The organism is Chryseobacterium ureilyticum (assembly GCF_900156735.1).
GTDB lineage: Bacteria > Bacteroidota > Bacteroidia > Flavobacteriales > Weeksellaceae > Chryseobacterium > Chryseobacterium ureilyticum.
The window spans coordinates 722,682-748,941 of the sequence record NZ_FTOL01000002.1; the positions used below are offsets into that span (position 1 = coordinate 722,682).

Annotated in this window: 25 protein-coding genes; 12 read left to right on the forward strand and 13 right to left on the reverse strand. The window is 34.5% G+C overall.

Annotated features, from left to right (window positions below):
* Positions 1-79 precede the first annotated feature (79 nt).
* From BW983_RS09505 to BW983_RS09515, 3 genes are all read left to right on the forward strand, one after another.
* Entirely contained in the window at positions 80-805 is a 726-nt protein-coding gene (locus tag BW983_RS09505) for a hypothetical protein (RefSeq protein ID WP_139329251.1), read from the forward strand.
* A gap of 55 nt (positions 806-860) precedes the next feature.
* Positions 861-1,571, forward strand: a complete 711-nt coding sequence (locus tag BW983_RS09510; protein ID WP_076551720.1) for a Dph6-related ATP pyrophosphatase — start codon at positions 861-863, stop codon at positions 1,569-1,571.
* Positions 1,572-1,789: 218 nt separating this feature from the next.
* The gene (locus BW983_RS09515) at positions 1,790-2,899 is read left to right on the forward strand and encodes a serine hydrolase domain-containing protein (RefSeq protein ID WP_076551721.1); all 1,110 of its coding nucleotides are present in this window, start codon (positions 1,790-1,792) and stop codon (positions 2,897-2,899) included.
* Here the strand turns inward: BW983_RS09515 and BW983_RS09520 are convergent.
* Genes BW983_RS09520 through BW983_RS09530 form a run of 3 tightly spaced genes read right to left on the reverse strand, consistent with a single transcriptional unit; the run spans position 2,883 to position 4,604 of the window.
* Positions 2,883-3,497, reverse strand: coding sequence for a hypothetical protein (locus tag BW983_RS09520; RefSeq protein WP_076551722.1), 615 nt, complete (start codon positions 3,495-3,497; stop codon positions 2,883-2,885). The two genes, BW983_RS09515 and BW983_RS09520, sit on opposite strands and share 17 nt — an antisense overlap.
* 55 nt (positions 3,498-3,552) lie before the next feature.
* Entirely contained in the window at positions 3,553-4,284 is a 732-nt protein-coding gene (locus BW983_RS09525; protein ID WP_076551723.1) for a hypothetical protein, read from the reverse strand.
* Positions 4,281-4,604 (reverse strand): PadR family transcriptional regulator, encoded by a 324-nt coding sequence (locus BW983_RS09530; protein ID WP_065395369.1) that lies wholly within the window; start codon positions 4,602-4,604, stop codon positions 4,281-4,283. The genes BW983_RS09525 and BW983_RS09530 overlap by 4 nt, the downstream gene beginning before the upstream one ends.
* Positions 4,605-4,685: 81 nt before the next feature.
* On the opposite strand from BW983_RS09530, the gene BW983_RS09535 reads away from it, so the two are divergent.
* The 4 genes from BW983_RS09535 to BW983_RS09550 all read left to right on the forward strand — a co-directional run bounded on the left by BW983_RS09535 (position 4,686) and on the right by BW983_RS09550 (position 8,974).
* Positions 4,686-5,210, forward strand: coding sequence for a 2'-5' RNA ligase family protein (locus BW983_RS09535; protein ID WP_076551724.1), 525 nt, complete (start codon positions 4,686-4,688; stop codon positions 5,208-5,210).
* Between the two features lie 78 nt (positions 5,211-5,288).
* Positions 5,289-5,843: a crossover junction endodeoxyribonuclease RuvC gene (ruvC, locus tag BW983_RS09540; protein ID WP_076551725.1), complete on the forward strand. Its 555-nt coding sequence runs from the start codon at positions 5,289-5,291 to the stop codon at positions 5,841-5,843.
* A gap of 183 nt (positions 5,844-6,026) precedes the next feature.
* Positions 6,027-7,097, forward strand: a complete 1,071-nt coding sequence (locus tag BW983_RS09545; protein ID WP_076551726.1) for a DUF4407 domain-containing protein — start codon at positions 6,027-6,029, stop codon at positions 7,095-7,097.
* A complete protein-coding gene (locus BW983_RS09550; RefSeq protein ID WP_228408991.1) occupies positions 7,097-8,974 on the forward strand; it encodes an ATP-dependent metallopeptidase FtsH/Yme1/Tma family protein in 1,878 nt (625 codons plus the stop codon). The genes BW983_RS09545 and BW983_RS09550 overlap by 1 nt, the downstream gene beginning before the upstream one ends.
* Before the next feature lie 153 nt (positions 8,975-9,127).
* Here BW983_RS09550 and BW983_RS09555 read toward each other — a convergent pair whose 3' ends face one another.
* From BW983_RS09555 to BW983_RS09590, 8 genes are all read right to left on the reverse strand, one after another.
* Positions 9,128-11,026 carry a GEVED domain-containing protein gene (locus tag BW983_RS09555; protein WP_076551728.1) on the reverse strand — a complete coding sequence of 633 codons (1,899 nt, stop codon included), beginning with the start codon at positions 11,024-11,026 and terminating at the stop codon, positions 9,128-9,130.
* A gap of 373 nt (positions 11,027-11,399) precedes the next feature.
* The gene (gene guaB, locus BW983_RS09560; RefSeq protein ID WP_076551729.1) at positions 11,400-12,860 is read right to left on the reverse strand and encodes an IMP dehydrogenase; all 1,461 of its coding nucleotides are present in this window, start codon (positions 12,858-12,860) and stop codon (positions 11,400-11,402) included.
* A 170-nt stretch (positions 12,861-13,030) separates the two neighbouring features.
* Positions 13,031-13,534 carry a DUF4252 domain-containing protein gene (locus BW983_RS09565; RefSeq protein WP_076551730.1) on the reverse strand — a complete coding sequence of 168 codons (504 nt, stop codon included), beginning with the start codon at positions 13,532-13,534 and terminating at the stop codon, positions 13,031-13,033.
* 11 nt (positions 13,535-13,545) lie between these two features.
* Positions 13,546-14,832, reverse strand: a complete 1,287-nt coding sequence (locus BW983_RS09570) for a DUF4252 domain-containing protein (protein WP_076551783.1) — start codon at positions 14,830-14,832, stop codon at positions 13,546-13,548.
* 16 nt (positions 14,833-14,848) lie between these two features.
* Positions 14,849-15,532, reverse strand: coding sequence for a hypothetical protein (locus BW983_RS09575; protein WP_076551731.1), 684 nt, complete (start codon positions 15,530-15,532; stop codon positions 14,849-14,851).
* Positions 15,507-16,016, reverse strand: a complete 510-nt coding sequence (locus BW983_RS09580) for an RNA polymerase sigma factor (RefSeq protein ID WP_076551732.1) — start codon at positions 16,014-16,016, stop codon at positions 15,507-15,509. Before BW983_RS09580 ends, BW983_RS09575 begins: the two co-directional genes overlap by 26 nt.
* 99 nt (positions 16,017-16,115) lie before the next feature.
* Entirely contained in the window at positions 16,116-17,276 is a 1,161-nt protein-coding gene (locus tag BW983_RS09585; RefSeq protein WP_076551733.1) for a GlmU family protein, read from the reverse strand.
* 104 nt (positions 17,277-17,380) lie between these two features.
* Complete coding sequence (locus BW983_RS09590) at positions 17,381-17,632, reverse strand: type B 50S ribosomal protein L31 (protein WP_076551784.1); 252 nt, start codon at positions 17,630-17,632, stop codon at positions 17,381-17,383.
* Positions 17,633-17,816: 184 nt separating this feature from the next.
* On the opposite strand from BW983_RS09590, the gene BW983_RS09595 reads away from it, so the two are divergent.
* The 5 genes from BW983_RS09595 (at position 17,817) to BW983_RS09615 (ending at position 22,606) form a co-directional block, all read left to right on the forward strand.
* Positions 17,817-19,226, forward strand: coding sequence for a hypothetical protein (locus BW983_RS09595; protein ID WP_076551734.1), 1,410 nt, complete (start codon positions 17,817-17,819; stop codon positions 19,224-19,226).
* Positions 19,226-19,552, forward strand: coding sequence for a nucleotide pyrophosphohydrolase (locus BW983_RS09600; RefSeq protein ID WP_065395382.1), 327 nt, complete (start codon positions 19,226-19,228; stop codon positions 19,550-19,552). The genes BW983_RS09595 and BW983_RS09600 overlap by 1 nt, the downstream gene beginning before the upstream one ends.
* 73 nt (positions 19,553-19,625) lie before the next feature.
* Complete coding sequence (locus tag BW983_RS09605; protein WP_076551735.1) at positions 19,626-20,849, forward strand: 3-phosphoshikimate 1-carboxyvinyltransferase; 1,224 nt, start codon at positions 19,626-19,628, stop codon at positions 20,847-20,849.
* Positions 20,850-20,936: 87 nt separating this feature from the next.
* Positions 20,937-21,425 carry a hypothetical protein gene (locus tag BW983_RS09610; RefSeq protein ID WP_076551736.1) on the forward strand — a complete coding sequence of 163 codons (489 nt, stop codon included), beginning with the start codon at positions 20,937-20,939 and terminating at the stop codon, positions 21,423-21,425.
* A 188-nt stretch (positions 21,426-21,613) separates the two neighbouring features.
* A complete protein-coding gene (locus BW983_RS09615; protein WP_228408992.1) occupies positions 21,614-22,606 on the forward strand; it encodes a phosphatidylinositol-specific phospholipase C in 993 nt (330 codons plus the stop codon).
* Between the two features lie 196 nt (positions 22,607-22,802).
* Here BW983_RS09615 and BW983_RS09620 read toward each other — a convergent pair whose 3' ends face one another.
* Both BW983_RS09620 and BW983_RS09625 read right to left on the reverse strand, forming a co-directional pair.
* Positions 22,803-24,629, reverse strand: a complete 1,827-nt coding sequence (locus BW983_RS09620; protein WP_076551737.1) for an alkaline phosphatase — start codon at positions 24,627-24,629, stop codon at positions 22,803-22,805.
* Between the two features lie 122 nt (positions 24,630-24,751).
* Positions 24,752-26,260, reverse strand: coding sequence for a RagB/SusD family nutrient uptake outer membrane protein (locus BW983_RS09625; protein WP_076551738.1), 1,509 nt, complete (start codon positions 26,258-26,260; stop codon positions 24,752-24,754).

Here is a 26,260-nt window from a genome sequence, read left to right on the forward strand (position 1 = left end):
GTATTTTTAGGGTTAATAAAGACTTTTAATGACCAAAAAATTTCAAATTAAAGAACCGTGTAAACAAAATTGGGAGGATATGCAGAATGTACCAGATGGTAAATTTTGCGAGGTATGTACTAAGAAAATTTGGGATCTTGACCGTTTTTCCGAGAAAGAGATTGATGAGATTTTAGAAAATGAAAAATCTATCTGCGGAAAGATTTCTTTTTTAAAACCAGCTTTATCAAGCGTAATGTTAGCTTTAACTTTAACATCGGCAACCTATATTCAGGCACAAACGAATGTTCCCGGTGTAGAAAATACCTACCAAAAAAATATTACCATAAGCGGTAAATTGATTTCTATAAACAATTTAAAACTCAACTCAGGAGAAATTTCTCTAGTAACATTGGGAAAACTGTATACAGCAAAGGCTAATGAAGAAGGAAACTTCACTTTAACTTTTCCCGAAAAAGTTTTAGTAAAACAAAATATCATCAGAATAGATTATTCTGTAATGGGTTCAAATAATAAAGAATTTATAGATTACACCACTTCTATTCTACAACCAAATGAACTATTGAGTAAACAGAATTTTGAAATTGAAAAAAAATATGTCACTATTGGCGCGATTTCAATTACAGATCCACAACCTCCCGATTATTATTTTTTCGATGGAAAAAAAGTTGGAAAAAGAAAATTTGAGAGGATAAGACAAGAACATCCCGAATATAAGTATCTGGTTTTTTATGATAAAGTAACTGCAAAAGAATTATCCGGTAAAGGCTTTATAGAAAATCTGTATTTACTATATTCTCTATAAACAATTAACTATAAATGAAATCTCCTTATTTTTGGGAGATTTTTTATTTTTGAACATGAAACCAAAAGCGTTATTCAACTGGAGCAGTGGAAAAGATTCTGCATTGGCACTTTATAAAATATTGCAGGCAGACCAATATGAAGTTAGTACTTTGCTCACCAGCGTTAATAAAGAATTCCAAAGGATTTCTATGCACGGTGTTCATGTCTCTCTTTTAGAGCAACAGGCTTTTCTTCTTGGCATTCCTCTTACTAAAATGGAACTTCCAAAGGAGCCATCCATGGAAGCATATCAGGCAATCATGAGTAAAACAATGTCTGAAATACAAGCACAGGGTATCACACATTCTATTTTTGGAGACATTTTCCTCGAGGATCTACGTAAATACAGAGAAGAACAATTAAATAGTATTGGAATGCAAGCCGTATTTCCTCTTTGGAAACAAAATACATCAGACCTCATCCAGGAGTTTTTACAGTTAGGATTCAAAACTATTGTAACATGTGTCAATGGTTCATATTTAGACAAAAATTTTGCAGGGCGAATTATTGATCAGCAATTCCTTGATGATCTACCGGACAATGTAGATCCTTGTGGAGAAAATGGAGAGTTTCACACCTTTACTTTTGACGGTCCTATCTTTAAGAATTCTGTTCAGTTTGAAATTGGAGAAACCGTAAAGAAAACTTATCCCAAACCTAAAGCATCACCGGAAGATGAAGACGGGGAATATATTTTTTGGTTTTGTGATTTGCTTTCAAAATAACGATCTATTTAGCTACTGATGTATTAATAAAATGATTCACTGTATATAAACGATCTGTATTTAGTTTCTTCAATCACATAAGGAGCATAGAATATATTCTCTGAGTGTTTATTTTATCTGCAAAAATCCTTGTTAGCACGCATTTTGCATCCTACAACGCTCTTAAAAATTTCAGTATCTTTAAGAGTATCAATTTTAATTTCAAAAAATAAACACCCGTGATCAAAAATTTAGTATTCCTTCTGTCTTTTTGTTTTTTACTATCATCTTGTAAAACAGAAACGTCTCCCTCTCCTATCGATAAAAAAGTAATTGTAGACTCTACCATTACAGCTTTTCAGAAAACCCTTTTAGAACAACAGATCGATTCTGTCTTTAAAAAGTATCATTTTAATGGAAGCATTGCTGTTTTTAAAGATTCTATTCCTCTTTACAGAAAAGAAAACGGATATTCTGATTTTAAAAGAAAAGTAAAAATTGACAGCAATACCATCTTTGCCATTGGGTCGGTGAGTAAGCAATTCACTGCTGTAATGATCTTACTTCAGATGGAACAGGGAAAACTGAATGTTACGGATAAAGTTTCAAAATATGTAAAGGAATTTCAGCTTAAAGAATATGAGAACATTACGATTCACCAGCTTTTGAATCATACTTCCGGGCTGAATATGATGGGAGGAAAGCTTATGTTTAAAAGCGGTTCAGACTTCTATTATTCTAATGATGGATTTAATGCGCTTGGAAAAATTGTAGAAACAGTAACCGGAAAATCATATGATGAAAACGCTGTTGAACTTTTCAAAAAAGCGGGAATGACTCATTCATCGACAGGCGATATTTTTAAAGGAAATAATTTTGCATCCGCTTACGTGGGTAATGGCAATACAGCTCAAGAGGTTCCGAATATGCCCAAAAGATTAGGTGGAAAAGAGATAGGTACTCCTGCCGGTGGTATACTTTCTACCATTGATGATCTTCACACCTGGAATAATGCTTTATATGGCGGAAAAATACTCAAACCAGAAACTCTAGCCCAATTTATGGCAAAAAGCGCGGAAAGACGTCATGCCATCTTTGGAAAAATGGGTTATGCCTACGGAATTATGCTGAATATCGGAAAGCCCAATTCTTACTTCCATAGCGGATACATAAAAGGGTCTCCGTCTCTGAACATTTACTATCCGGAAACGAAGACCTCAGTGATTATTCTTTCTAATATTGCAGATGAGGAAAAAGGCAAAGGATTAGTCTTCAAACCTCATATTGAAGTAAAAAAAATTACGGATAATCTTGAAAATACGCTAACACAACTTAAATCAAAACATTAGTCTTTTTCACATTATAATAAAGAAGTTGAATTTTAACAGCCATAGCATACAAAAAGAAAACTTTCATCACAGCGCTTCCGGCAACTTTAATATCATTATATAAAAAGTAGATCACCGAAAACAGCAAAATCCCGACAATGGCATTCTTTATCAGTAAAGGATGAAAGCTGAGTTGCATATAGTTATACAATTTCATTCTTCGGGAAATAAAGTTATATCCTACCAGCACACTCATCATTCCTATCATAATGATCTGGGAATATATGAACATATCTAAATTAAGATACATCAATACAGATAACAACAACGAAAAAACAACTGAATATACTATTATGTTCCTGAATTTTCTCTGAAGTATTTCTTTTTCAATTTTTGTCACCTTTCTAAATGAAAACAGATCTGCCCTCACAAGTTCAAGTTCATCTTTCCAGCTCAGTTTTACATCTGAGAACGCTTTATAAAAGTCTAAACTTTGTTCTTCCATAAGAGTAGAAATCTGTTGAATAAAATGATCTTTGATTTCCAAAAATAATCCATGACTTAATTTTTTTGTGAGAAGAAATTTTATAATTTCTCTTTCTTGTAGTAAAGTTATCATATAAATGTGTTATAAGTTTTTAAGGTTAATGATCTGATGTTAAAATCAAGATATACTATTTTGAAGATGTATTGATGCTAAGAAAATCCTGCATTTTCAATAAGCTCTTTTTATGCTCGAAAAAATTAAGTAAAGTAAAAATTACGCCTGTCTGAAGTACAAACGGTACAATCAATGTGATGATGACCATCAATAAGCTTGCTCCATTATGTTCTCTGAAAAACTGATAGGCATAATGTCCGTTTTTAGTAATGATTTGGAACATAGAAATAGTACAGATTAACATTAATCCCATATTTTGCTGATACATCGTATAAAAACATCTGCCTCTGTATTTAAAATCTGTTTTCAGGTATTTCCAGATCTTAAAATTCATGATCCATACTGTTCCAAGAATGAATAAAAATAATCCGTTAAATAATTTAAAAAAAAGGGTATAATTTTCTTGGCTCTTGGAAAGAAAAATCAGTAATATATTGACTATAAAAGCTACTGAACCAGCCAGAAAAGAGGTTTTCATAAATCTGTTATATTTTCCCCTGATTATTTTCTTTGCAATAAAAGGAATGGGCGTTGAAAAAAACATCCAGTAGCTCACGGGAATAAACTCTTCATTCCAGGATTCTTTTACCTTTGAAAATGCTTCTTCAAAGTCAAGTTTTTCTTCCAATTGTAAATCCATAATCTGGTTGATCATATGGTCTCTGATCTCCACGAGAAGATCCACTGAAAGCTGTTTGGAAACCAGATAATCTGTTATACTGTTTTCCTCTGTCTGGGTCATCATATACTGAAGATTGTTTGCAGGTTTACCAGATAACTTTTCATTTCATTCTCCTGATCTACCTGCTGTTTCTTTCCTTTCTCAGTAAGCAGATAGTATTTTCTGTCTCTTCCATTGATCTTTTGAACTTCTGAGGTAATCATTCCATCACTTTCCAGTTTATGTAGCAATGGATATAAGGCGCCTTCAGTCATTTCAAGTTCTCCTTGGGTAAGCTCTTTTGCTCTTTGGGTAATTTGATAGCCATACATTTTAACTTCTTTTGCAAGCAGCTTCAAAATGATATTCTGTAAAGTACCTTTGTAAAGACTATTCTTTTTCATGGAATTATATTAATACATTGCAAACATATGCATAATTTTCTTATGTATAAAAATTTTATGAAATTTATTTAAATTACCGTCATGAAAAAGAGGTACTTTATTGCCATTTACCCCCCAAGGGAAATTATAGAAGAAGTCAAAGTTTTTAAAAGAGACTTTGCTATTTCATATGACAACTCCAAGGCATTAAGCAATGAGGCACATATTACTCTTTTACCTCCCTTTCTCAGAGAACTTGAACTGGAAAACGATATCCATATTGCTTTTCAAAAAATAGATACGCAGATATCACCATTTGAAGTTGAGTTGAACGGATTTGGAAGTTTTCCCAACCCTAATAACCCTGTGGTCTTTGTACATCCTGAAGAAAATATTCATCTGACTGATCTTCACAACAGAGTAAAACAGCAGTTCAGTTTTGCCCATTTTTCTTTTAATCCACATATGACCGTAGGCTACAGAAATCTCACATGGGAAAATTACCTTAAAGCATGGGAAAAATATCAGAGCAAAGAATACAAAACTAAATTCATAGTTGATAAAATTTTACTACTACGCCATGAAGGAACATGGACTCCGATAGCAGAGAAAAGTCTTATTGGCTAAAATTCCAACGGTATATACAACGTTTGTAACACTTCTTCTGCTTCAAATATTATTTTATAAAGTCATATCTTTGAACCAATGATTTCAGAGAAAATAATTTTAGGTATTGACCCAGGAACAGCCGTTATGGGATTTGGTCTTATTTCCGTTAAAAAAGGTAAAATGGAAATGATTTCCATTCATGAATTAATTCTAAAAAAATATCCCAACCACGAAACCAAACTTAAATATATTTTTGAGAAAACATTAGCACTCATCGATGAATATCATCCTGATGAAGTTGCTTTGGAAGCCCCATTCTTTGGAAAAAATGTACAGAGTATGCTGAAGCTGGGACGTGCCCAAGGTGTAGCTATGGCAGCAAGCCTTTATAGAAATATCCCTATCACAGAATATTCTCCGAAGAAAATTAAAATGGCTATTACAGGAAATGGTAATGCCAGTAAAGAACAGGTCGCAGGAATGCTTCAAAACCTTCTTAAATTAAAAGAATTCCCAACAAAATATCTGGATGCATCGGATGGTCTTGCCGTTGCCGTATGTCATCATTTTAATTCCGGAACGATTACAGATACAAAATCTTATTCTGGGTGGGATAGCTTTTTGAAACAGAATCCTGATCGTTTGAAGTAAAATAAATTACTCCACTTCTATTTATAAAATTAAAAATTATTTATTTTTTCGAATAAATAAAATACTATAAGGCTTCTTTTTGATCCCATAAATAATAGTATTTCTGAAATTACTTGGTAAAACATAATACTATCTTTTACATTGGTATGATTTTTAATACTACCTTTGTATAAATTTTCAGCTATGAAAACAAACCAACAAACTATAAATCAAGTGAATCATAAAATAAATTGGTTCCAGAAGTTTCTGATGCTCTGCTCTGGCGGAAACATCCATATCTTAAGAAAAACCCCAAGCGAATGGAATAAGTTCTCAGGAATTGGAGGAATTGTACTCTTTACTGCGGTATTTGCGACATTATCTGCAGGCTATGCCATGTATACGGTATTCGATGATATCTGGGCATCTGTAGGATTTGGAATTTTATGGGGATTAATGATCTTTAACCTGGATAGATATATCGTTTCCTCCATTAAGAAAACCGGAACATGGTGGAATCAGATTCTAATGTCTATTCCCCGTTTGATTCTTGCGACCTTTTTGGGAATTATTATTTCAAAACCTTTAGAGCTTAAAATATTTGAAAAAGAGGTAAACAAACAGCTCAATACAATTATCCAGAGAAATAAAAAACAGCTTCAAGGTGAAATGTCCGGAAGGATTCTCCAGCAAAGCGGACCTTTTGAAACGGAAAAGAAACAGATTTCAGAAAAAATTGCTGTATATCAGAAAGCATATGATTCTGCGTCTGTAGAGCTTGAGAAGGAAATTTTGGGAAAACAATCTGGTTTGACGAGTGGTAAAGAAGGTTTTGGATCCAATGCCAAACGTAAACAACAATTAAAAGAACAACGTAGACAGGATCTTGAAAACTATCAGAAACAATCAGCTCCAAGACTAGAATACCTTGATAAAGAAATTTCAAAAGTATATACAAATCTGGAAACGGAAAGAAAGTCTACCGAAACCTTTGAAGATAAGTTCAATGGTTTTGCAGCGAGACTACAAGCATTGGATGAATTGGGGAAAAGCTCTGCGATAATAGGTCTTGCTGCTACATTCATCATGGGATTATTCATCTGTCTTGAGATTTCTCCGGTTCTGGTAAAATTAATTTCTCATGTAGGTCCTTATGATTATCTTTTAGAAAAAACAGAAAATGACTTTAAACTTTATTCTAAAGAAAAAATTGAGAAAGGAAACGCACTTACGGATTTCCGGATTGAAGATTTCAAGGATAATTTAAAAAATTAATGTATTTTTCATACATGATTATTGATAAAGAAGAAATTCAGAAGAAAAAGAAAAAGCTAGACGATTGTAAAGCTTTCCTAAAAAAAGAGTTCATCGGAATAGATAAAATTATCGATGACCTGATGGAGTATCTCCAGATTTGGTATTTAATGCCTGAAATCCTGACAAGACCTGTTGTGATCAACTTATGGGGAATGACAGGTGTAGGAAAAACAGACCTTGTGAGAAAGATGGTCCGTTTTCTTGATTTCCAAAATCGTTTTGTAGAAATAGAATTAAATAATACGGATGAAACTTCCTGGAGCAAAAGCGTTTCAGATATACTACAAAGCAATGGATTAAGTGATGAAAAGCCTAGTATAGCCCTTTTTGATGAAATACAACGTTTTTATACGATAGATCCTGACGGAACTCCTGTTTCACAAACCAAGTTCACTGATTTTTGGGAACTTTTGAGTGACGGACGTCTAAGTAAAAAGGAACGCGATGATCTGGAACATTATCTGTTCTCTTATCTTTTCAGAAAAAAGGAGAATGATAGACGAAAGCGTAATGGTGAAAGTGAAGTGGATGAAAATCCGTATCTCAACATGTGGGATGCAAAGGAACTTAAGAAATACCTCAGCATGGATGATGATGTAATGAGCATCATTGATATGAAAGAGGAGGATATGATAAAACTGATTCGCAAAAAACAAAAAGAAAAGAAAATCTACGAACCTGTGGATTACAGCAAAATGCTTATCATTATCAGTGGAAACCTCGATGAAGCTTTTCAAATGTCAAGAGAAACCAGTGAAGCTGATGTAGACGCCAATATTTACCATGCATTTACCAAGAAAATAACCATGGTGGATATTAAGAATGCTCTTGCCAGAAAATTCCGTCCTGAACAAGTGGCAAGATTTGGAAATATTCACCTGATTTATTTTTCTTTAAAGACTGAGGATTTTCAAAAACTTATTCAACGTGAAATCAACAATCTGAAACAAAAGACAAAGAATAAGTTTGGAGTTTCATTAAAAATAAATAGAAATATCAACGATCTGATCTATAGAAACGGAGTTTTTCCAGTGCAGGGAGTACGTCCTGTGTTCAGTAGTGTAGTAGATATTTTGGATACCAATCTAAGCAAATTTCTGTTTGAAGCCATTATCCATGATGATAAAAACATAGAAATAGATTATTTGCAAGATAAAAAAATGATTATCGGGAAAATTGATGCAAGAGTAATTGAAATCCCTTATTTAGGGAGAATTGACAGTATACGACAGGCTAATCAACAGGACGCGGTGGCAAATATCAGCGTTCATGAATCTGGTCATGCAGTCTCTTATATGTTGTACACAAGTTTTGCTCCATTACAGCTGAAAAGTAAAGTAGCGAGTAGCTATGCAGCAGGTTTTACGTTTCCTCACCAAATCCATGATACTAAAGAAAGCCTTCTGGATAGAATTAAGATTTATCTTGCGGGAGGAATTGCTGAAGAAATTATTTTTGGAGATAAAAATGCCAGTATTGGAAGGAGCCATGACAGAGAACAGGCTACAAGTCTTGCAATAGATTACATCAGAAAATACGGTTTTGATGATGATTATCAGGCAACTTATAATCTGGAAGACTATTCTCACCGTATGCAACAGCATATTACAGATGATAAGATAGAAAAACTGATGCAGGAACTCGCAAAAAAAACAAAAGAAGACCTCATTTTACATATAGATCTCTTAAAAACAATGAGTATAACACTCAGTGAAAAAGGAAGTATGACCCCAAAAGAAATTTATGATATTGCCACTCAACATAAATTAAAAGTAAGTATCAAAGAAGAAGGATATCTTCACATAGCAGAGTATCATAATTTATTGAATTCCTAGATCATTTATTTAAAACATATTTCAACCTTTCAGTGTATTCTGGAAGGTTTTTATTTTTCTAGAAACTGAAATATTAAGGCTTCCACATTGTAAGACTAAATAAAAAACACCTCCATTGAATGGAGGTGTTCCTATATATGTATCAGATCAAAATTATTTAATGATCAGTTTAGATGTCTTGCTGTCTTTACCATTAGAAATCTGGATCATATAAACTCCTTTTTCTAACTGTTGGTTCACTTTATAGATTCCATTTCTTTCTTCAGCTACAGCTGGGCTTGCTACTAATCTTCCTGCCATATCAGAGATTGAAACTTTTAAGTTCTTACCGTTTTTAGCTTTGATGAAAATTTTATCTCCAGTTGCAACCGGGTTAGGATAAACTACTAAATCATCATTATTAGCTTTTACTTCGTTTGTGCTCAAGCTTGTTACAAATGTTACTGAGTAGTCCTCTATTTGTCCATAGTTCAAGGTTCCACAAGCAGTAAGAGGTCCATTGATATCAGCTAAAACTCTCATACGAAGCGGTGTATTCATCGTTGCTGTTGCAGGTGGAGTGAAAGTAGCTGTGAAGCTTCCCCATCCGTCAGCTCCTGCAGGAACATTATTTCCAGAAGCTATCAATTCATTAGACTCAAAAGTTCCGTTGTTATTATAATCAATCCAAGCTCTTATTGACTGATCAATATTTGTTCCTTGTACAAAACCTATTTCAATAGTTTGCTGTTGCCCTATCAATAGTGGTGTATGAGAATTCGTTAAACAATTTTGAGTTGTATAATCAATATAATATCTTAAATCTCCAGGCCAAGCTGCTGCAGATGCATTATTAATATTACCTAATTTTACTGATGTAGGTCCAGCAAGAGATACTATTCCATTTGGTGCTCCCACACTTGGGTTAGTAACTCCAGCAGGGTTACATGTAGCAGCAATAGGAGTAGTTGACACACTAGATGCAACTGGTGCTGTTGCTCCTTTTGAGGTTGTTAAACTATTTCTGATTAACATAAAGAAGTCATTTATTCTCTGCCCTTGTCCTGCCGTAAATTTCTGTGCAACAGAGTTAGTATAGTTCATCATATTATACTGTACACCTTGATAGTTTACCCCTGTACAAGGATTCAGTGTAGAGTTGGAAGGAATAACTGGGTAGAATGTGTATGCACTACCTGCTTTTTCAGTGTCACATACTTCATCGTTATCCGTTGCACAATTATCCGTTGCGCCTACTGGAGGAGGACAATAATCTGCATCTCCAGGAACCGCATCATATCTACCACCATCAAACGTATGGTATAATCCCATTGCATGCCCAAACTCATGAGCAAATGTGGTATCATGTGGGTTTGTTACAACTCCAGTTTTCATAAAAGATTCATATCCTGCATTACTACTGTTTGGGAATGCAGCAAACCCCATCAGACCAGCATTTGGAGTAGTACTTCCGTCAAAAGTAGTAATTACATAAATATTGAAGTATGCTGTTTCAGGCCAGTGTGGTGCTAAGTTTTTAATAGCAGTTCTACTGGCTCCGTTTGAAGTCTGATAAGCCATTCCCGATGTAGTATACCCTGGCAGTGATGAACCATTATATCTTACAATACCAGTGGTTTCCGTACAATTGGGAGATCTCTTTGCCAATACCAACTTAATTGGAAAAACAGCAGAAGTTCCGAAATCACTAGGAGTACCCGCTGCCGGCCAAGGATATGTCCCTGCATACATTTTATTAGCATTATCTATCCAGGTTTGGATCTGAGCATCTGTTCTTGTATAATTAGCATTCGTTCCTTCAATAACGTGAACAACCACAGGAATTTCATAAACTCCATTTACCGTTTTAGCAGACTGAGCTAATGGATTAGCCTTTCTATCAGCCTGAATTTTTCTAACTACTTGATCAAATACTTGTCTTAATCCAGGGTTTTCTCTATCCTGAATTTGTAAAGCTTCATCAAAACCACATATTCTGGCTTGGTGCTGCTGTTGCTGTGCTGTCAACGAAAGCGAAAATAACATCGCTCCATAAAGGAAATTTTTCTTCATTTCAATAATTTTTAAAAAGTTTTTAAATTTACAATATTACAACAATATAACACGGTTTTAAATTATTTTTTTAAACGAAAAACCAAATAAAATTAAAATATCACTACAGTTAGTATCAAAAAATACTTTTTTGTTACAAATACAAAAATAAAAACTCAATATTAAATTAAAAAAATAATTAAATAAAACAATTAAAATAAGTAATTTTTATAAGAAATAAACATACGATATGATTTTTCAAAATCACAAAACAATCCAACAGACACCTATAAATCAGCACAAAAAAAAGCAATACATAAAATTAACTCTAATTATTAAAAAAATAAAAGCCACACAAATGTGTGGCTTTTACAATATGAATTAAAATCTTTTCTTATAAAGAATAATTCGGAGCTTCTTGAGTGATAATTACATCGTGCGGGTGAGATTCTTTCAATCCACTACCTGTAATCATTACTAGTTTAGAATCTTTTTGTAAAACTTCAATATCTTTAGCTCCACAATAACCCATACCTGCTCTCAAACCTCCTGTTAACTGGAAAATTACATCTTCTAATTTCCCTTTGTGCGGAACTCTACCTTCAATTCCTTCCGGAACGAATTTCTTAGCTTCACTTTGGAAATATCTTTCTTTCCCTCCTCTCTTCATTGCAGAAAGGCTTCCCATACCTTGGTAAGACTTGAATTTTCTTCCTTGGAAAATAATTTCTTCTCCCGGAGCTTCGTCTGTACCAGCTAAAAGAGATCCAAGCATTACTGCTCCTGCTCCACTTGCAATAGCTTTTACAATATCTCCTGAAAGTTTGATACCACCATCAGCAATTACTGTTACATTTTTAGATTTTGCGTATTCGTATACGTTATAAATAGCTGATAACTGAGGAACACCAACTCCTGCAACAACTCTTGTTGTACAGATAGAACCTGGTCCTACACCTACTTTAAGAACATTTGCTCCTGCTTCGATAAGATCTTTAGCAGCTTCTGCAGTTACGATATTTCCACCTACGATATCTAAGTTTGGATACGCTTTTCTTATTTCAGAAATTTTATCCAATACTCCTTTAGAATGCCCGTGAGCAGAGTCAATAGCTATAATATCCACTCCAGCCTGAACTAAAGCTTTAATTCTTTCTAATGTATCTTCTCCAACTCCAACTCCGGCTCCTACGATAAGGCGACCGTTTCCATCTTTATTGGCATTTGGATATTCCAATTGATTATCAATATCCTTGATCGTAATTAATCCAACAAGTTTGTTATCTTTATCTACGATAGGCAGTTTTTCCACTCTGTTTTTAAGAAGGATTTCTTTTGCCTTTTCAAGGTTGGTATCTTTGTCTGAAGTGATCAAGTTATCTTTTGTCATGATCTCCTCCACTTTGATATCAAGATTTTCCTGATATTTCACATCTCTGTTGGTAATGATTCCGATAAGAACATTATCAGAATCTACCACTGGTAAACCTGAAATTTTGAACTTAGACATCATTTCCTTAGCTTGTCCTAAAGTATGATCTTTAGAAAGGGTAACCGGATCAGAGATCATTCCGTTTTCGGAACGCTTCACTCGGTTTACTTGTGCTGCCTGCTCGGCAATCGTCATGTTTTTGTGAATAAAGCCTAAACCTCCGACTCTTGCCAGGGCAATTGCTAAATCACCTTCAGTAACTGTGTCCATAGCAGCGGAAACTATCGGAACATTCAGCGTGATTTTGTCGGTAAGTCTTGATTTTAATGAAACCTGGTTAGGTAAAACTTCTGAATAAGAAGGGACTAGAAGAACGTCATCGAAAGTGATGGCTGTCTCTACAATTTTGTTATGAATAGACATCTTTACTTTCTTTGCAAAATTAGGTTATTTTGACGAGATATGAAAATCCTTTTTGATAGTTTAAATAAAATTTAATAATCAATAACTTAAATCGAAAAACCATCCCTTTACAGGAACGGCTTTTCTTCACAAAATAATTTTGGTATGTACGAAATACTTGCTTTATTTTTTTATTTATAGCTAACGGAATTGATCATTTTTGAGATATCATCAGGAGTAAAATTCCCTTTTACATCTACAAAAACCAATTCTTTATTCTTGGAATCCACTGTAAGCAGCATATTCTCTATCACATCTCCATCCTGTTTCACTCGTATATTAATATTATCACCGTCATGTTTAATGGTTGCCCATTCTTCATAATGATTATCACTTAAATATTGCGCATAGTTATTCAGCAGATCTGAGTTTCCATTGGTTACAGTAAGAACTTTTATTTTTGACGCTTTCTTTACAAGCTTAATTGTCTCCTCACTTTCTCCTTCTTCTCTTAATGCTTTTTTAATATAAGACTTTGCCAAAAACATCGGAACATTTACACTCATAAATTTCGCTCCTTTAAAATCCTGTTTTGAATTGGCAAAGAAATCGATATTAGGTTTCTCTGAAACAATACATGACTGAAGCATACCTATTGTCAATACAATGAGAAAAATGTTTGTAAGAGTTTTCATAGTTTTTGTTTTTATTTAACCTGTTTAAAGCTTCCTCCTGACACTTTGTCTATTCTTGCATCCAGTTCAGGATCACCTTTCAGCTTAACAGCAGCGCCGGAGGATACACTTACTTTCAATTTATCCGTTACGAATAGAGAAAGACTTGATCCGGATGTAGATTCTACTACTGCTGTGTTTATTTTAAGCTCTTCTGCCTTACATGAAGAACCACTGCTAACATCCATATGGGCTGTATTTACTGAACCTGATAGATTAACACTTGCTCCGCTTGAAATATCTAAATTGATTTTAGGAACATTAATTTCAGTTTTTAATATAGAACCAGAGCCTATCACAACATTAGCAGCCTGATTGATATTAAACTTTCCTTTAATAATGGAACCTGATTCTGCATCTATGTTCACAGCATTTTCAGCAATAGGATTCACAGCAGTAAATACACTTCCTGAAGAAGTTTTTATCCCGTTTAGATGAGGAGATGAAACATTTACATTCAAATTTTTAAATCTTAGATTTCTTGCTCCTTTATTATCTACATAGATCTTTAATACTCCGTTTTCAACTTCAGTAATTACATTTTGAAGCTTATCCGCATCAGCGATAACTTTTACACTTCTTGGACTCTCCTGCTTATAGACAACATTCACTCCCATGCTTACATCTATCCTTGAGAACTCACCTACATTTCTACTGTCACCATTAAGGTAAGAAGATGCATTTTCCGCTGTAAGATCATTTTTCAAAGCTGTTTTTGCCGGAACTGCTGCAATCTCTCCAGAGCTAATAATTTTATTAACATCGGACATTTTCATTTTCCCGTTAAGAATAAAAATAACGTTCTCATCTTCAGAATCCACATTGAACACAAGATTTTCAAGATAGTTATCCTTTTCTTCTTCAGCCAGGAATTTCATCGAAGTACCATCACTATTGAGCGTCATCAGTTCATTAAAATTCAGGGATTTCAATGCACGATTAACTTTTTCGCTTTGCTGAGCATTCAGTTTTATATTTTGACCATTTTCGTTCTTTAAATCATCCGGAAATGTTGCTTTTGGAATAATCAGAATTTTAAGTCCGTCAACCTCGTTCAAGATAGGTTTTATCTTTCCAACATATGCGTCGTTAACATCGATCGTGTTCAATAGTTTGAACATGGGCTTTTTTATGTTGATAGATGTAACTCCGCCATTCTTTTCAAAATCCTGAAAAAGTTTATTCAATTTATCAGTTTGCGCAGAATAAGTCGCAAAGCTGGTTAAAATCATGGCTATTATAAAAAATATTTTTTTCATGGGATTAATCTGGTTTTTAGTATTCGTTGTCAAGGTTTTCGTTTCTTTGAGAAGATGCTACGGTCTTTTTAAACTCGTTTCCAAGTTTCATAAAGGAATATTTTGTAACATCAATCGCTTCTTTTTCACTACTGATCCTTTTTCCGTTTACAATTACATAAGAGTCGTTATACATTGTAGAGTCATTAGAGGTTTTGCTAATATTGGAAGAATTGTCTGCATATCTTGGCTTTCTTTCTTTTTTCAGCCTTCCTCTTTTTGGCAGGATTTCATCAAGAACATCTTTTTCAGCAACTGGATTTTCCTGAAATATGGAATCCTTTTTTGTACCAGAAATAGAATCCGTATGATTCACTGCTACTTGTGCTTCGTGATCTTTGTTTTCTTCAATGAAGCTTGACTTCTGTCTTAACACTTCATCTTTCACCAGTTTTTCCTGATCCAGTACACCTGCATCGGAATCCCTATTATTAAGGAATAACCCGATACCGAAAACCAACATCACACTGGCTGCCATCCAGAACCATTTAGGAAAAGACGGTTTTTTCTTTTCTTCCAGCGGAATAATAGGCGTTATATTTTCTTCAGGTTCTATACCTTCTGCTTTTTGAAGGAAATCTTCAAAACTCCAGTCCATTTTTTCTTCCTTTATATCCTGGAAGACTTTGTCGTATTTATCTTGTAATTGATCTTTTTTCATAGCTCATCAGTTGTGAGATTTGTTCTTTTACTTTTTGTCTCGCTCGCATAAGGTTTACCCTTACTGCATTTTCCTCCATTTCCAGCATTTCAGAAATTTCGGAAACATCATAGTCTTCTACGTCTTTCAAGTGGATGACCATCTTCTGTTTTTCCGGGAGCTGATTGATAAATCCTATAATATGTTCCTTAAGGTTATCAACTTCCATACTATAAAGCTCCGATCTGTGAAGCTGCATATCCGCAAAGCCGATCTTTACGTCGTGATGCTTCAGCCGGTTCAGACATTCGTTCCGGACGGACTTCAGTGCATAGGATTTAAAGTTTCCAAACTGCCCAAGCTCATCCCTTTTCTGCCAAAACTTCATCATGAGATCCTGTACCACATCTTCTGCTTCATCACTGCTCATGACGAATCGCTTCGCAAAACGATACATCTCGTCTTTGAGAATAAACACCGTATTCTTGAAAGTTTCCTGGGTCATGAGTTTTGTTTCTTATAGGTAAGACAACTAAAGTTTCAAATCTATTACATCAAAAATAAAAAAACTTCAAAAAAAATTGAAGTTTTTATTATAATCAGATTAATACGTATCAAAAATATGTTTAAGGATAGACTTATCCTCCTCTGTTAAAGCTACTTTTCGTCTTGCCATAGCTCTTTCTGCCACTTCATAAACTTTATCAAGTTTAAATCTTTCATCATCTTTCAAGCCGCCCCATGAAAAGTTCTCCACAAGGTTTGGTGGAAAACCTGGTTTAAAGATATTAGATGCAACTCCAATCACAGTTCCTGTATTTAATTGTGTATTGATTGCCGTTTTGGAATGATCTCCCATAATAAGCCCGGCAAACTGTAAGCCTGTATCTTCAAATGCTTTGGTTCTATAGCTCCAGAATTTCACATTTCCGTAGTTATTTTTCATGTTTGAAGAATTTGTGTCTGCACCGAAATTACACCATTCTCCAATGACTGAGTTCCCTACAAAACCTTCATGCCCTTTACTGGAATACCCGAAGATGATAATATTATTCACCTCTCCTCCTACTTTACAATGCGGTCCTATTGTAGTTGCACCGTAAATTTTTGCGCCAAGATTGAATTTGGAATCATCACAAAGTGCAATGGGTCCACGAAGATGGCAACCTTCCATCACTTCAGTATTTTTACCGATATAGATTTTACCGGTTTTCGTATTGATCGTTGAAAATTCAATAGACGCTCCTTCTTCGATGAAAAGGTCTTTTTTATCCCCTAAAAAGCCATTTGTAGAAGACAATTCCTGAGAAGTTCTTCCTTTAGTAAGAAGATCAAAATCAAAATCGATGGCGTGATGATTATAAGTAAAGAGGTCTTTAGGTTTTTTAAAGAAAATCAGTTCTTCTTTGATATCGGTCATCTTCTCGATCTGATTCAAAGAAAATCCTTTCATATTAATTTTTGCAGCTACCAATTCATCTTCATATACCAGTGCTTCTCCCTGTTTAAGATCTTTTATCTGTTGAATAACAGTTTCTGTAGGAATGAAATTTGGAACCAGAAAAAGACTTTCTTCATCTTCCGGACTTTTAAATTTATCCTGAAGATACGTTTCTGTAAAATAGGTAACTTCAGTATTCCCGAGGATCTTTTGCCATCTCTCAGAGAATGTAAGGATTCCGCATCGCATTGCGGCAACAGGTCTGGTAAAAGTAAGCGGAAGGAAGTCTTCCCAATATTGTGCGTCTGAAAATACTAATTGCATCACTCAGTTTTTAGTTTAAGGTTTAAAATTCAAGGTTAACAAATTTACAATAAAAAAGTCTCCCAAATAATTGGAAGACTTTTTTATATTTTAAATTACAAAAATTACTTAGCGATTTTTTTGTATTTGTTCATGAACTTATCAACTCTACCTGCAGTGTCAACTAATTTAACTTTACCAGTGTAGAAAGGGTGAGAAGTTGAAGAGATTTCCATTTTGATTAGTGGGTACTCTTGTCCTTCGAACTCGATAGTGTCTTTTGTTTCTGCAGTAGACTTGCAAAGAAACACCTCGTCGTTACTCATATCTTTGAAAACAACAAGTCTATAATTTTCTGGGTGAATTCCGTTTTTCATAATACAATTTTTAAAAAAATTAAAGTTTGCTTTCGAAATAGTAATGGATATTTCTCTGCTAATTTTAGGTTGCAAAAGTACAACTTTTTTTCTAATTTCCAAATACTGAATCCAATATTTTTTTAATGATAAGAAATTCAAAGTATTTTCGTTAAATTTGGAACCTACTTAAACTTTAATTTCGATGAAATTCAAATTATTACTGGCTTTTTCTTTCTGGATGCTACTTGTCGCAGTATCATGTAATAAGGATGACATTACGTTTGATACTCCTTCACAGCAGTTAAGTTTTTCAAAAGATACAGTATTCTGTGATACGGTTTATCATCAGGTACGTTCAGAGACTTATGTTGTAAAGGTATATAATAATGAAGATAAGGATATTTTAATTCCAAGGGTAAATCTTGAGAAAGGAGCAGCATCATTATATAGAATCAATGTAGATGGAAAACCTGGATATGATTTTAAGGATGTTCCTTTAAGAAAGAAAGACAGTCTTTATATTTTCGTTGAAATTGCACCACTGGCAACAGGACCAGAGGCTATTGCTGAAGACAGAGTTGTTTTCACAGGTCCTGCAGGGCAACAGCATGTGACTTTATTTTCTGTTGTTCAGGATGCTGAATTCTTTATTCAGACTCCTACAAATCCTAATGTTATCAGCAGTTCTACAACCTGGCATAATAATAAGGCTAAGATTATCTACGGAAATCTTACCATTGATGAAAATGTGACTCTGGATATAGATCCGGGTACCAAAGTATACTTCCACAAGAACAGTGGAATGAAGGTTGCCAAGGGCGGTGTTTTGAATATCAATGGAACAAAGGACGACCAGGTAATTCTACGAGGAGACAGAAATGATCCTTATTATGATACTATTTCTAAAAACTGGAACTCTATAAGGATGGAAGCCAACTCTATTCTTAATATGAATCATGCCAGACTTTTCGGAGGAACGAAAGGATTGGAACTGAGACAATCGAAAGCCAATATTACGAATTCATTTATTCATACATTCTTTGAATATGGAATTTACGCTGTAGGTACTACAATTGATGCAAACAATCTTGTGATGAACAACTGTGGACTATCCTGCATTGGAATTTTCAGAGGTGGAAAGCACAATTATACTCACGCTACGATTGCCAACTATTCCAAATCTATGGGAACGTTTGACAGAAATGGAATTTTCGCTACGAATGAATGGAAAAATGATGCAGGACAAACCGAGCAAGGAGCTTTACAGGAGCTTAATATAAGAAACAGTATCGTCTATTCTGACAGGGATAATTCTGTACAGTTTGAACAGACTCCGGGACAACAATTTGAATTTTTAATTCAAAACTGTCTGTTGAAATATTCAGGAACTTCTGAAGCAGGTTTCCCTTTTGATAATAATACAAAGGTGATACAGAGTATTAAAAATGAGGAGCCACAGTTTATGAATTATTTTATGGCAAAAATGAACCTGAGAGTAAAACCTACATCTCCGGCTATTAATAAAGGAAATGTATCTGTTGCAGGAACTGTTCCTCTTGATATTGTCAATGTATCCAGAACTACTAATCCAACTCTTGGAGCTTATCAATAATGGAAATTACACAACTACAGCAACAAGTCGATGAATGGATCAAAACCATCGGCGTAAGGTATTTTAATGAGCTGACCAATATGGCAATGCTGACCGAAGAAGTAGGTGAAGTGGCAAGAATCATTGCAAGAAGGTATGGTGAGCAAAGTGAAAAGGAAAGTGACAAGAGTAAAGACCTTGGAGAGGAACTGGCAGATGTGCTTTTTGTAACATTATGCCTAGCCAACCAAACGGGAGTGAATCTACAGGATGCTTTTGACAGAAAAATGAAGATCAAAACGGACCGCGATAAGGACCGTCATCAGAATAATGAAAAATTAAAATAATTATAGATTATGAGTTATCAATCATCACGATATTGCTAACTCATAATTTTTTAATTTAATGCAGTAAACAACAATGAAGAAGCTGGAAAAATCAAAATTAACAGGAAATAAGACGGTACAGATCAGCGGTTCGAAAAGTATTTCGAATCGTTTATTGATTTTGGAAAGTTTATTTAAAAATATAACAATTGGGAATTTATCTAATTCTCAGGATACTCAATTACTTAAAAAAGCATTATCTGAAGTTACAGATGTTGTGGATATCCACCACGCGGGAACTGCAATGCGTTTTCTTACTTCATATTATTCTATTCAGGAAGGAAAAACAACTGTACTTACTGGTTCTGGAAGAATGAAGGAAAGACCTATTAAGAATTTAGTAAGTGCTTTAAGAGATCTTGGTGCTGAGATTGAATACATGGAAAATGAAGGTTTTCCGCCTTTAAAAATCACAGGAAAAAATATTACACAGACTTCGGTGAATGTTCCTGCTAATATTTCCAGCCAGTTTATCACTTCTTTGCTCCTTATTGCCGGAAAACTTGAAAATGGTTTGGAGATTCATCTTGTGGGTGAAGTAACTTCGAGATCTTATATTGAAATGACTCTTGATATTCTGACAAGGTTCGGAATTAAAAACAGTTTTGAAGGAAATACAATTAAAGTAGAGCCTTTCAATCCGGATAATGGATCTACAGCAGATAATTACGAGGTAGAAAGTGACTGGAGTTCGGCGTCTTACTTCTACTCTATTTGTGCTTTGGGAAGAGAAACCATTCACCTGAAAAGTTTTTATAAATCTTCTACCCAGGGAGATTCTGCAATTGCAAAAATATATGAAGACTTCTTCGGAATTAAAACGACTTTTACTGAAGATGAGCACAAACTAACTTTAGAACCTCAACAAGGTTTTGTATTCCCTGAAAAGATTGTTCTGGATATGAATAATTGCCCGGACATCGCACAAACACTTTGTGTAACGGCAGCAGCATTAAAGATTCCTTTTGAAATCTCAGGACTGGGAACGTTAAGAGTAAAGGAAACTGACAGGCTTCAGGCATTATATAATGAACTGAAAAAATTGGGTACTGAGACAGAAATCACAGACCTTACCATTGAATCTGTAAGCTTTGGAGAATCTGAAGATAATATTTCCATTAAAACATATCAGGATCACAGAATGGCAATGAGTTTTGCACCTTTTTGCCTGGTCAAAGAACTTAATATCGAAGATGAAGATGTCGTAGAAAAATCTTATCCGATGTTTTGGGAAGACCTTGCCGATGTGATGAATTAATTTGAAAACTTTATAAATGCAGTAATCTGAAAAAGAGAAATTATACTTTTTAAATTACTGCATTCATTATTATATATACACCCTTTCATGAAAAAGTATTTCTTTTTATTTGCCTTAGCGCTTCCTTTGTCGCTTTGGGCACAGTATCTTCTTCCTAATGAAGAAATTATTTATTCTTTTGAGACAAAAGCCGGAAAGAAAATGACTTTGGTAAAGGATAAACAAGATGAGTATATTCAATATCGATTCGGAAGTAAAAATCATGTAGACATGGAGTTTCCCGCTGAAAGAACAAAGGACAGCTGGAAAAAATTCAAATACAAATCTTATATGCGTGGTGGTGGCAAACAAAATGCTGCGATGGAGCTTAATTACTTAACCTTTACTAACAAGGGTTATCAGTATCAGCTCTATAAAACTTATTATGCAGAAGATGGTTCTTACAATACAGGAATAACTGTAACTGATAGTAAGGGCAAGGAAACTGAGATTCCCGGAATTTATAAAACAATAAAAGGCTGTATATGTAATCTGGAGGAATCTGCATTGATAGAAAAAGAAGATACGGGATTATAATTCATAACGATTCACATAAAAAAGCATCCCGTTATGAAATACTTTCCGGGCTGAAAGAAGATTTTATATTTTAATTTGATTTAAACATTCTGGTCACCTCCCAACAACTTAATCATCTTTTAAAGTTAAATTAACTCCTATCTGTTTGAAATATTATTATTTTTAAAATACAATTAAAAATATAAACTATGTTCAAACACCACATGAAATATGTAAAAAATTTTACACTGAGTATCGCAACAGCAACTGTTTTCTTTTCTTGTTCGGAAAGTACTCTTGATAGAGATTCAAATGAAATGTCTACTATTCAAAAGGCAAATTATAAGGTTTCTTCTCGAGCTGCAATTGAAATGAACAGCTGGATGTCCGGTTTACAGGATAATATTTCAATTTCAAAAATTTCAATTCCGGGAACGCATGATTCCGGAGCTCGTGTAGATGCTCCCGTAGTATCAGGAACTGCAAAAACCCAGGATCTTAGTATTGCAGAACAGCTGAATGCAGGTGTTCGTTTTCTTGATATTCGTTGCAGACATATTGATAATTCTTTTACTATTCATCATGGTGCTATTTATCAGAATTTAAATTTTGATGATGTTCTTAATGCCTGCTATTCTTTTCTGGAAAGTCATCCTTCGGAAACAATTATTATGTCTGTAAAGGAAGAGCATGATCCTTCAAATAATACCAGAAGTTTTGAGAAAACCTTTGATGCTTATGTTCAGAAAAACTCGGCAAAGTGGAATCTTGGGACAAATATTCCAACGCTTGGAGAAGTAAGAGGGAAAATTAGATTGTTAAGAAGATTCTCTGCTGAAACAGCAAAAGGAATCAACGCAACATCATGGGCAGATAATACAACATTTGAAATCAATAATCCAGGTGCTCAACTAAAAGTTCAGGATTATTATAAGGTAACGAACAATGATGATAAATGGAATGGTATTTCCAATCTGCTCAACGAAGCGAAAAGCAATAATAGCGACAGACTTTTCATCAATTTCACAAGTGGTTATAAACCCGGAATATTCGGAATTCCAAGTATTCCTACCGTTTCAAATAATATTAATCCAAGACTTAAAACATATTTTCAATCCAACACGAAAGGGTCTTTTGGAATTATGCCAATGGATTTTGTTAATGCAGAATTATCCGGGCTGATTGTAAAAACCAATTTCTAAATTAATTTATTTGTTAGATTTATTGTAAGGCTGTCTCTGTTTGGGGATAGCCTTTGTATATTTAAAACATGTTTTTTCATCAGCTTAAAGAAAGCAAAACGAACAATTGTGGATAACTTCTATGTTATTAACAATTCCTCATAAAAAATGACTGCTTCAAAAATGAAACAGTCATTATTATCTTTGAAACGGAAAACTATTTCTGAATCCCGTAAGCGGCAAGTATTTTATTGAAAATCTCGGTATTTTCAAACAGTCCTGTAAACTCTTTGGAATTCGGTCCGTACGCAAAAACACTTGATGGAATTGAAGTATGATCATTGGTACTGAAATTTCCAAATATCCAGCCATCTTTTAAGCTTCCATCTAAAAGCGTCAGACCTCCGGTTTCATGATCACCTACAACAACAACCAGTGTTTCTTTGTTTTCGTCTGCAAATTTCATTGCTTTTCCTACAACATGATCAAAATCCAGTAATTCGGTAACAAGTTGTTCTATATTATTACTGTGCCCACCACCGTCGGTTTGGGAAGCTTCTACCATCATAAAGAATCCTTTTTTATTGTTCTTCAGATCATTTAAAGTAAGATCAAAGGCATCAGCAAGCCAATTTCCTCTACCGTCTGTTATGCGTTTTGATGCCAAAGGATCAATAACAAGGGTGCGGTTGTTTATGTTACTCACAGATTTCAGGTTTTGATATAGATCTACTTTTGCATCTTTCAATTTTTGTTCTGTTTCCTTTGTTAATCCGCTTGTGGGACCACCGATCAATATTTTTGTTTTGGAAGTGGCAAAATCCTTAAGAATAGGCTCCGAGCTGTTTCTGTTGTCTGAATGTGCATAAAAATCCGCAGGAGTTGCATCTGTGACATCTCCCGTAGAAATCAGTCCTGAAACCAATCCTTTTTCTGCAACAATATCAGGAATCTGAGCCAGCGCTTTTCCCATATTATCTACTCCTACGAATGTATTTTTAGTCTTTATTCCTGTTGCAAAAGCTGTAGATCCCGGTGCAGAATCGGTAACATAAGCATTGGAAGAATTGGTTTTGGATAAACCTGTAGACTTCATGTTGAATACATTTAGTTTTCCTTTATTGGCTGTAAAAGCAGCGTAATATTGAGGTAAGGAAGTCCCATCAGGGATAAGGAGAATTACATTTTTTACTTTTTTATTTACTCCGTCCGTTTTATATGTAGGAGTATAAGGGGTATACTCTTTTGTATTTTTATAAAAATTCTTCGGAATGGTATTCATGAATTTTTTAAGATCGGGAATATGATCAGTGTTGATATAATCTACTCCCATATCCATTAAATTTACCCAAGCATTAGGAAAATCGGGAGCACCGTAGAAACGCATCGCCCTTTGTTGAGCATGAGCTTTTCCTACAGCATTTTTTATTTTTTCTGTTTCTTCATCTCTTGGAATACCTTTTCCGTTCCATTTGACCAATGCTGGTAAATCTGCGCTAAACATCCCTACTCTTTTGAGTTGATCGGCAGAATAATTTTTATCCAAATCACCATCGAAATAAAGATAGCTTGGATAATTTTTGAAATCAGAAGGCTCAGGTCTTCCTCCGGTAATCACAATTTTCACTCCTGAATTTCCAGTAATATCAGGATATTTTTTTAATGTACTGACTAATGCTGCAAGGGTTGTTTTATAATCCTGTTTAACATCTATCAGTAACTGTAATTTTCTATTTGTATCCTGATAGATATTCCCTTTATTCTTTTTTATCTGTTTTGAAATATTGTCAAGATAAAGATTCTCTAGTGTTTTGTCTGCTGACAACTCCTTCTCTGTATGAGCTATCCACAATTTGCCTTTTACCAGAAAAACATCTGCTTCAATGGAACCGAAATTAGCATAATAAGCATTCCAAAAAGGAATTTCCTGCATATAATCATTATGAGAATGTGCATTTCCCACATTATAATTCAAATAATTCTGAGCCTGACCTTCAGAAAAAAAAGCCAATGCCAATACTCCTAATATCTTTGATAATTTCATTCGGATATTTTTATTGTTTTATGGAACGCTTGATTGTTTATTTGCGTTTCATTGTTCTTTAAAAAACCATATCATCACAGAAATTCTGCGATGATATAGTAAATATGTATAAGTTTAAGATTTTACCAACCTTCATTTTGTTTAATAACTCCATGGCTATTCACGATCTCCACCTGTGGAACTGCCCAAACATTATGGATTGACGGATTGAAATTTCTTGCTGCCCAAACCACGTCTCCGTTAATAGCGTGTAAAGGTTGTGCATAAGCTGCCTGTGCATCTCCCCAACGCACAAGATCTCTGTGTCTGTCTGCCCATTCACCGGCAAGTTCGCAACGTCTTTCATGCTTCAGATCTGCCATTTTACAATTACTTTTTGGAGCTAATCCTGCACGTTGCCTGATCATATTAATTTCTACATCTCCGTTTTTCCCCTGCATGATCAATGCTTCAGCTTTAATAAGAATCACCTCAGCATAACGCATAATAGGAACGGCAAGGTCTGTACACGGATAATCTCCATTTGCACTTACATGCCCAACTTTTAAATCATATTTGAAAGCATCCATATATTTGTTAAACTGATATCCTGTACGGCTGTTATCTTTTTGATACACTCTTGGTTTTGCATTAAAGGTAAACTGATCTCCCGGTTTCAAAATAGTCACGCTTCTTCTAAGATCTCCAGTTTCATATTCATCGAACAATTCTTTTGTTGGCTGAAAATATCCCCAACCGTTATACTCTCCCCAACCTTTATTTTCAAGCATTACTCCAGGAAGAATACTTCCCCATCCAGTAAATTTAGGAGTACCCGGAACAGACCAGATATACTCTGAACTGTAATTATTTTCTGCCTTAAAGACATCGCCAAAATTCGGCAGTAAACTTCTCCCTCCTTTTGTCATCACTTCATTTGCCCAATATTCTGCATTCTGATAGTCTTTCATAAACAGATATACCTTTGCAAGAAGTGCCCATGCTGCTGCTTTATGAGGTCTTCCGTAATCCGTTAGTGGTAATTCAGCCTGACTAGGTAATAATTCTGCGGCTTTTTTAAGATCTGCTACGATATAATCATAGTTCATCTTAACATTAGCTGCTCTTGGAATCGGGTTAGGATCTGGTTCTTTCGAACGGTCTATAATAGGAATTCCTGCTTTTTCATTTCCATAATTAGATGCCAGCTCAAAATACATTCTGCTGCTCATGAACAATGCTTCTCCAAGATATTTGTTTTTAATTGCAGTTGAAGTCTGAATATTATCAATATTTCGGATAACACGGTTGGCAACCCCGATTACAGTATATCTTTTATTCCATTGAGTTTCAAGATCTCCGGATGCTATATAATTACTGCTGAAATTCTTTGCATTATCAGCCTCATTTCTAGTTCTTCCTGTTACCATATCATCACTTGCATTGATAAACCAGAAAAGTCCTCTTCCGTAAAACTCTTCATTGAATAAAGGTTGGTACATTGCATTCGCTCCGGTAATAAGGTCATTTTCTGTTTTCCAGAAACTAGCCTCTGTAGGGGTTCCTTCCGGTTGAATATCCAGTTCTCCCAAACAAGAGGTAAGCATTACAGCCATTCCTGATACTAAAAATATTTTGTTGAAAAATTTCAT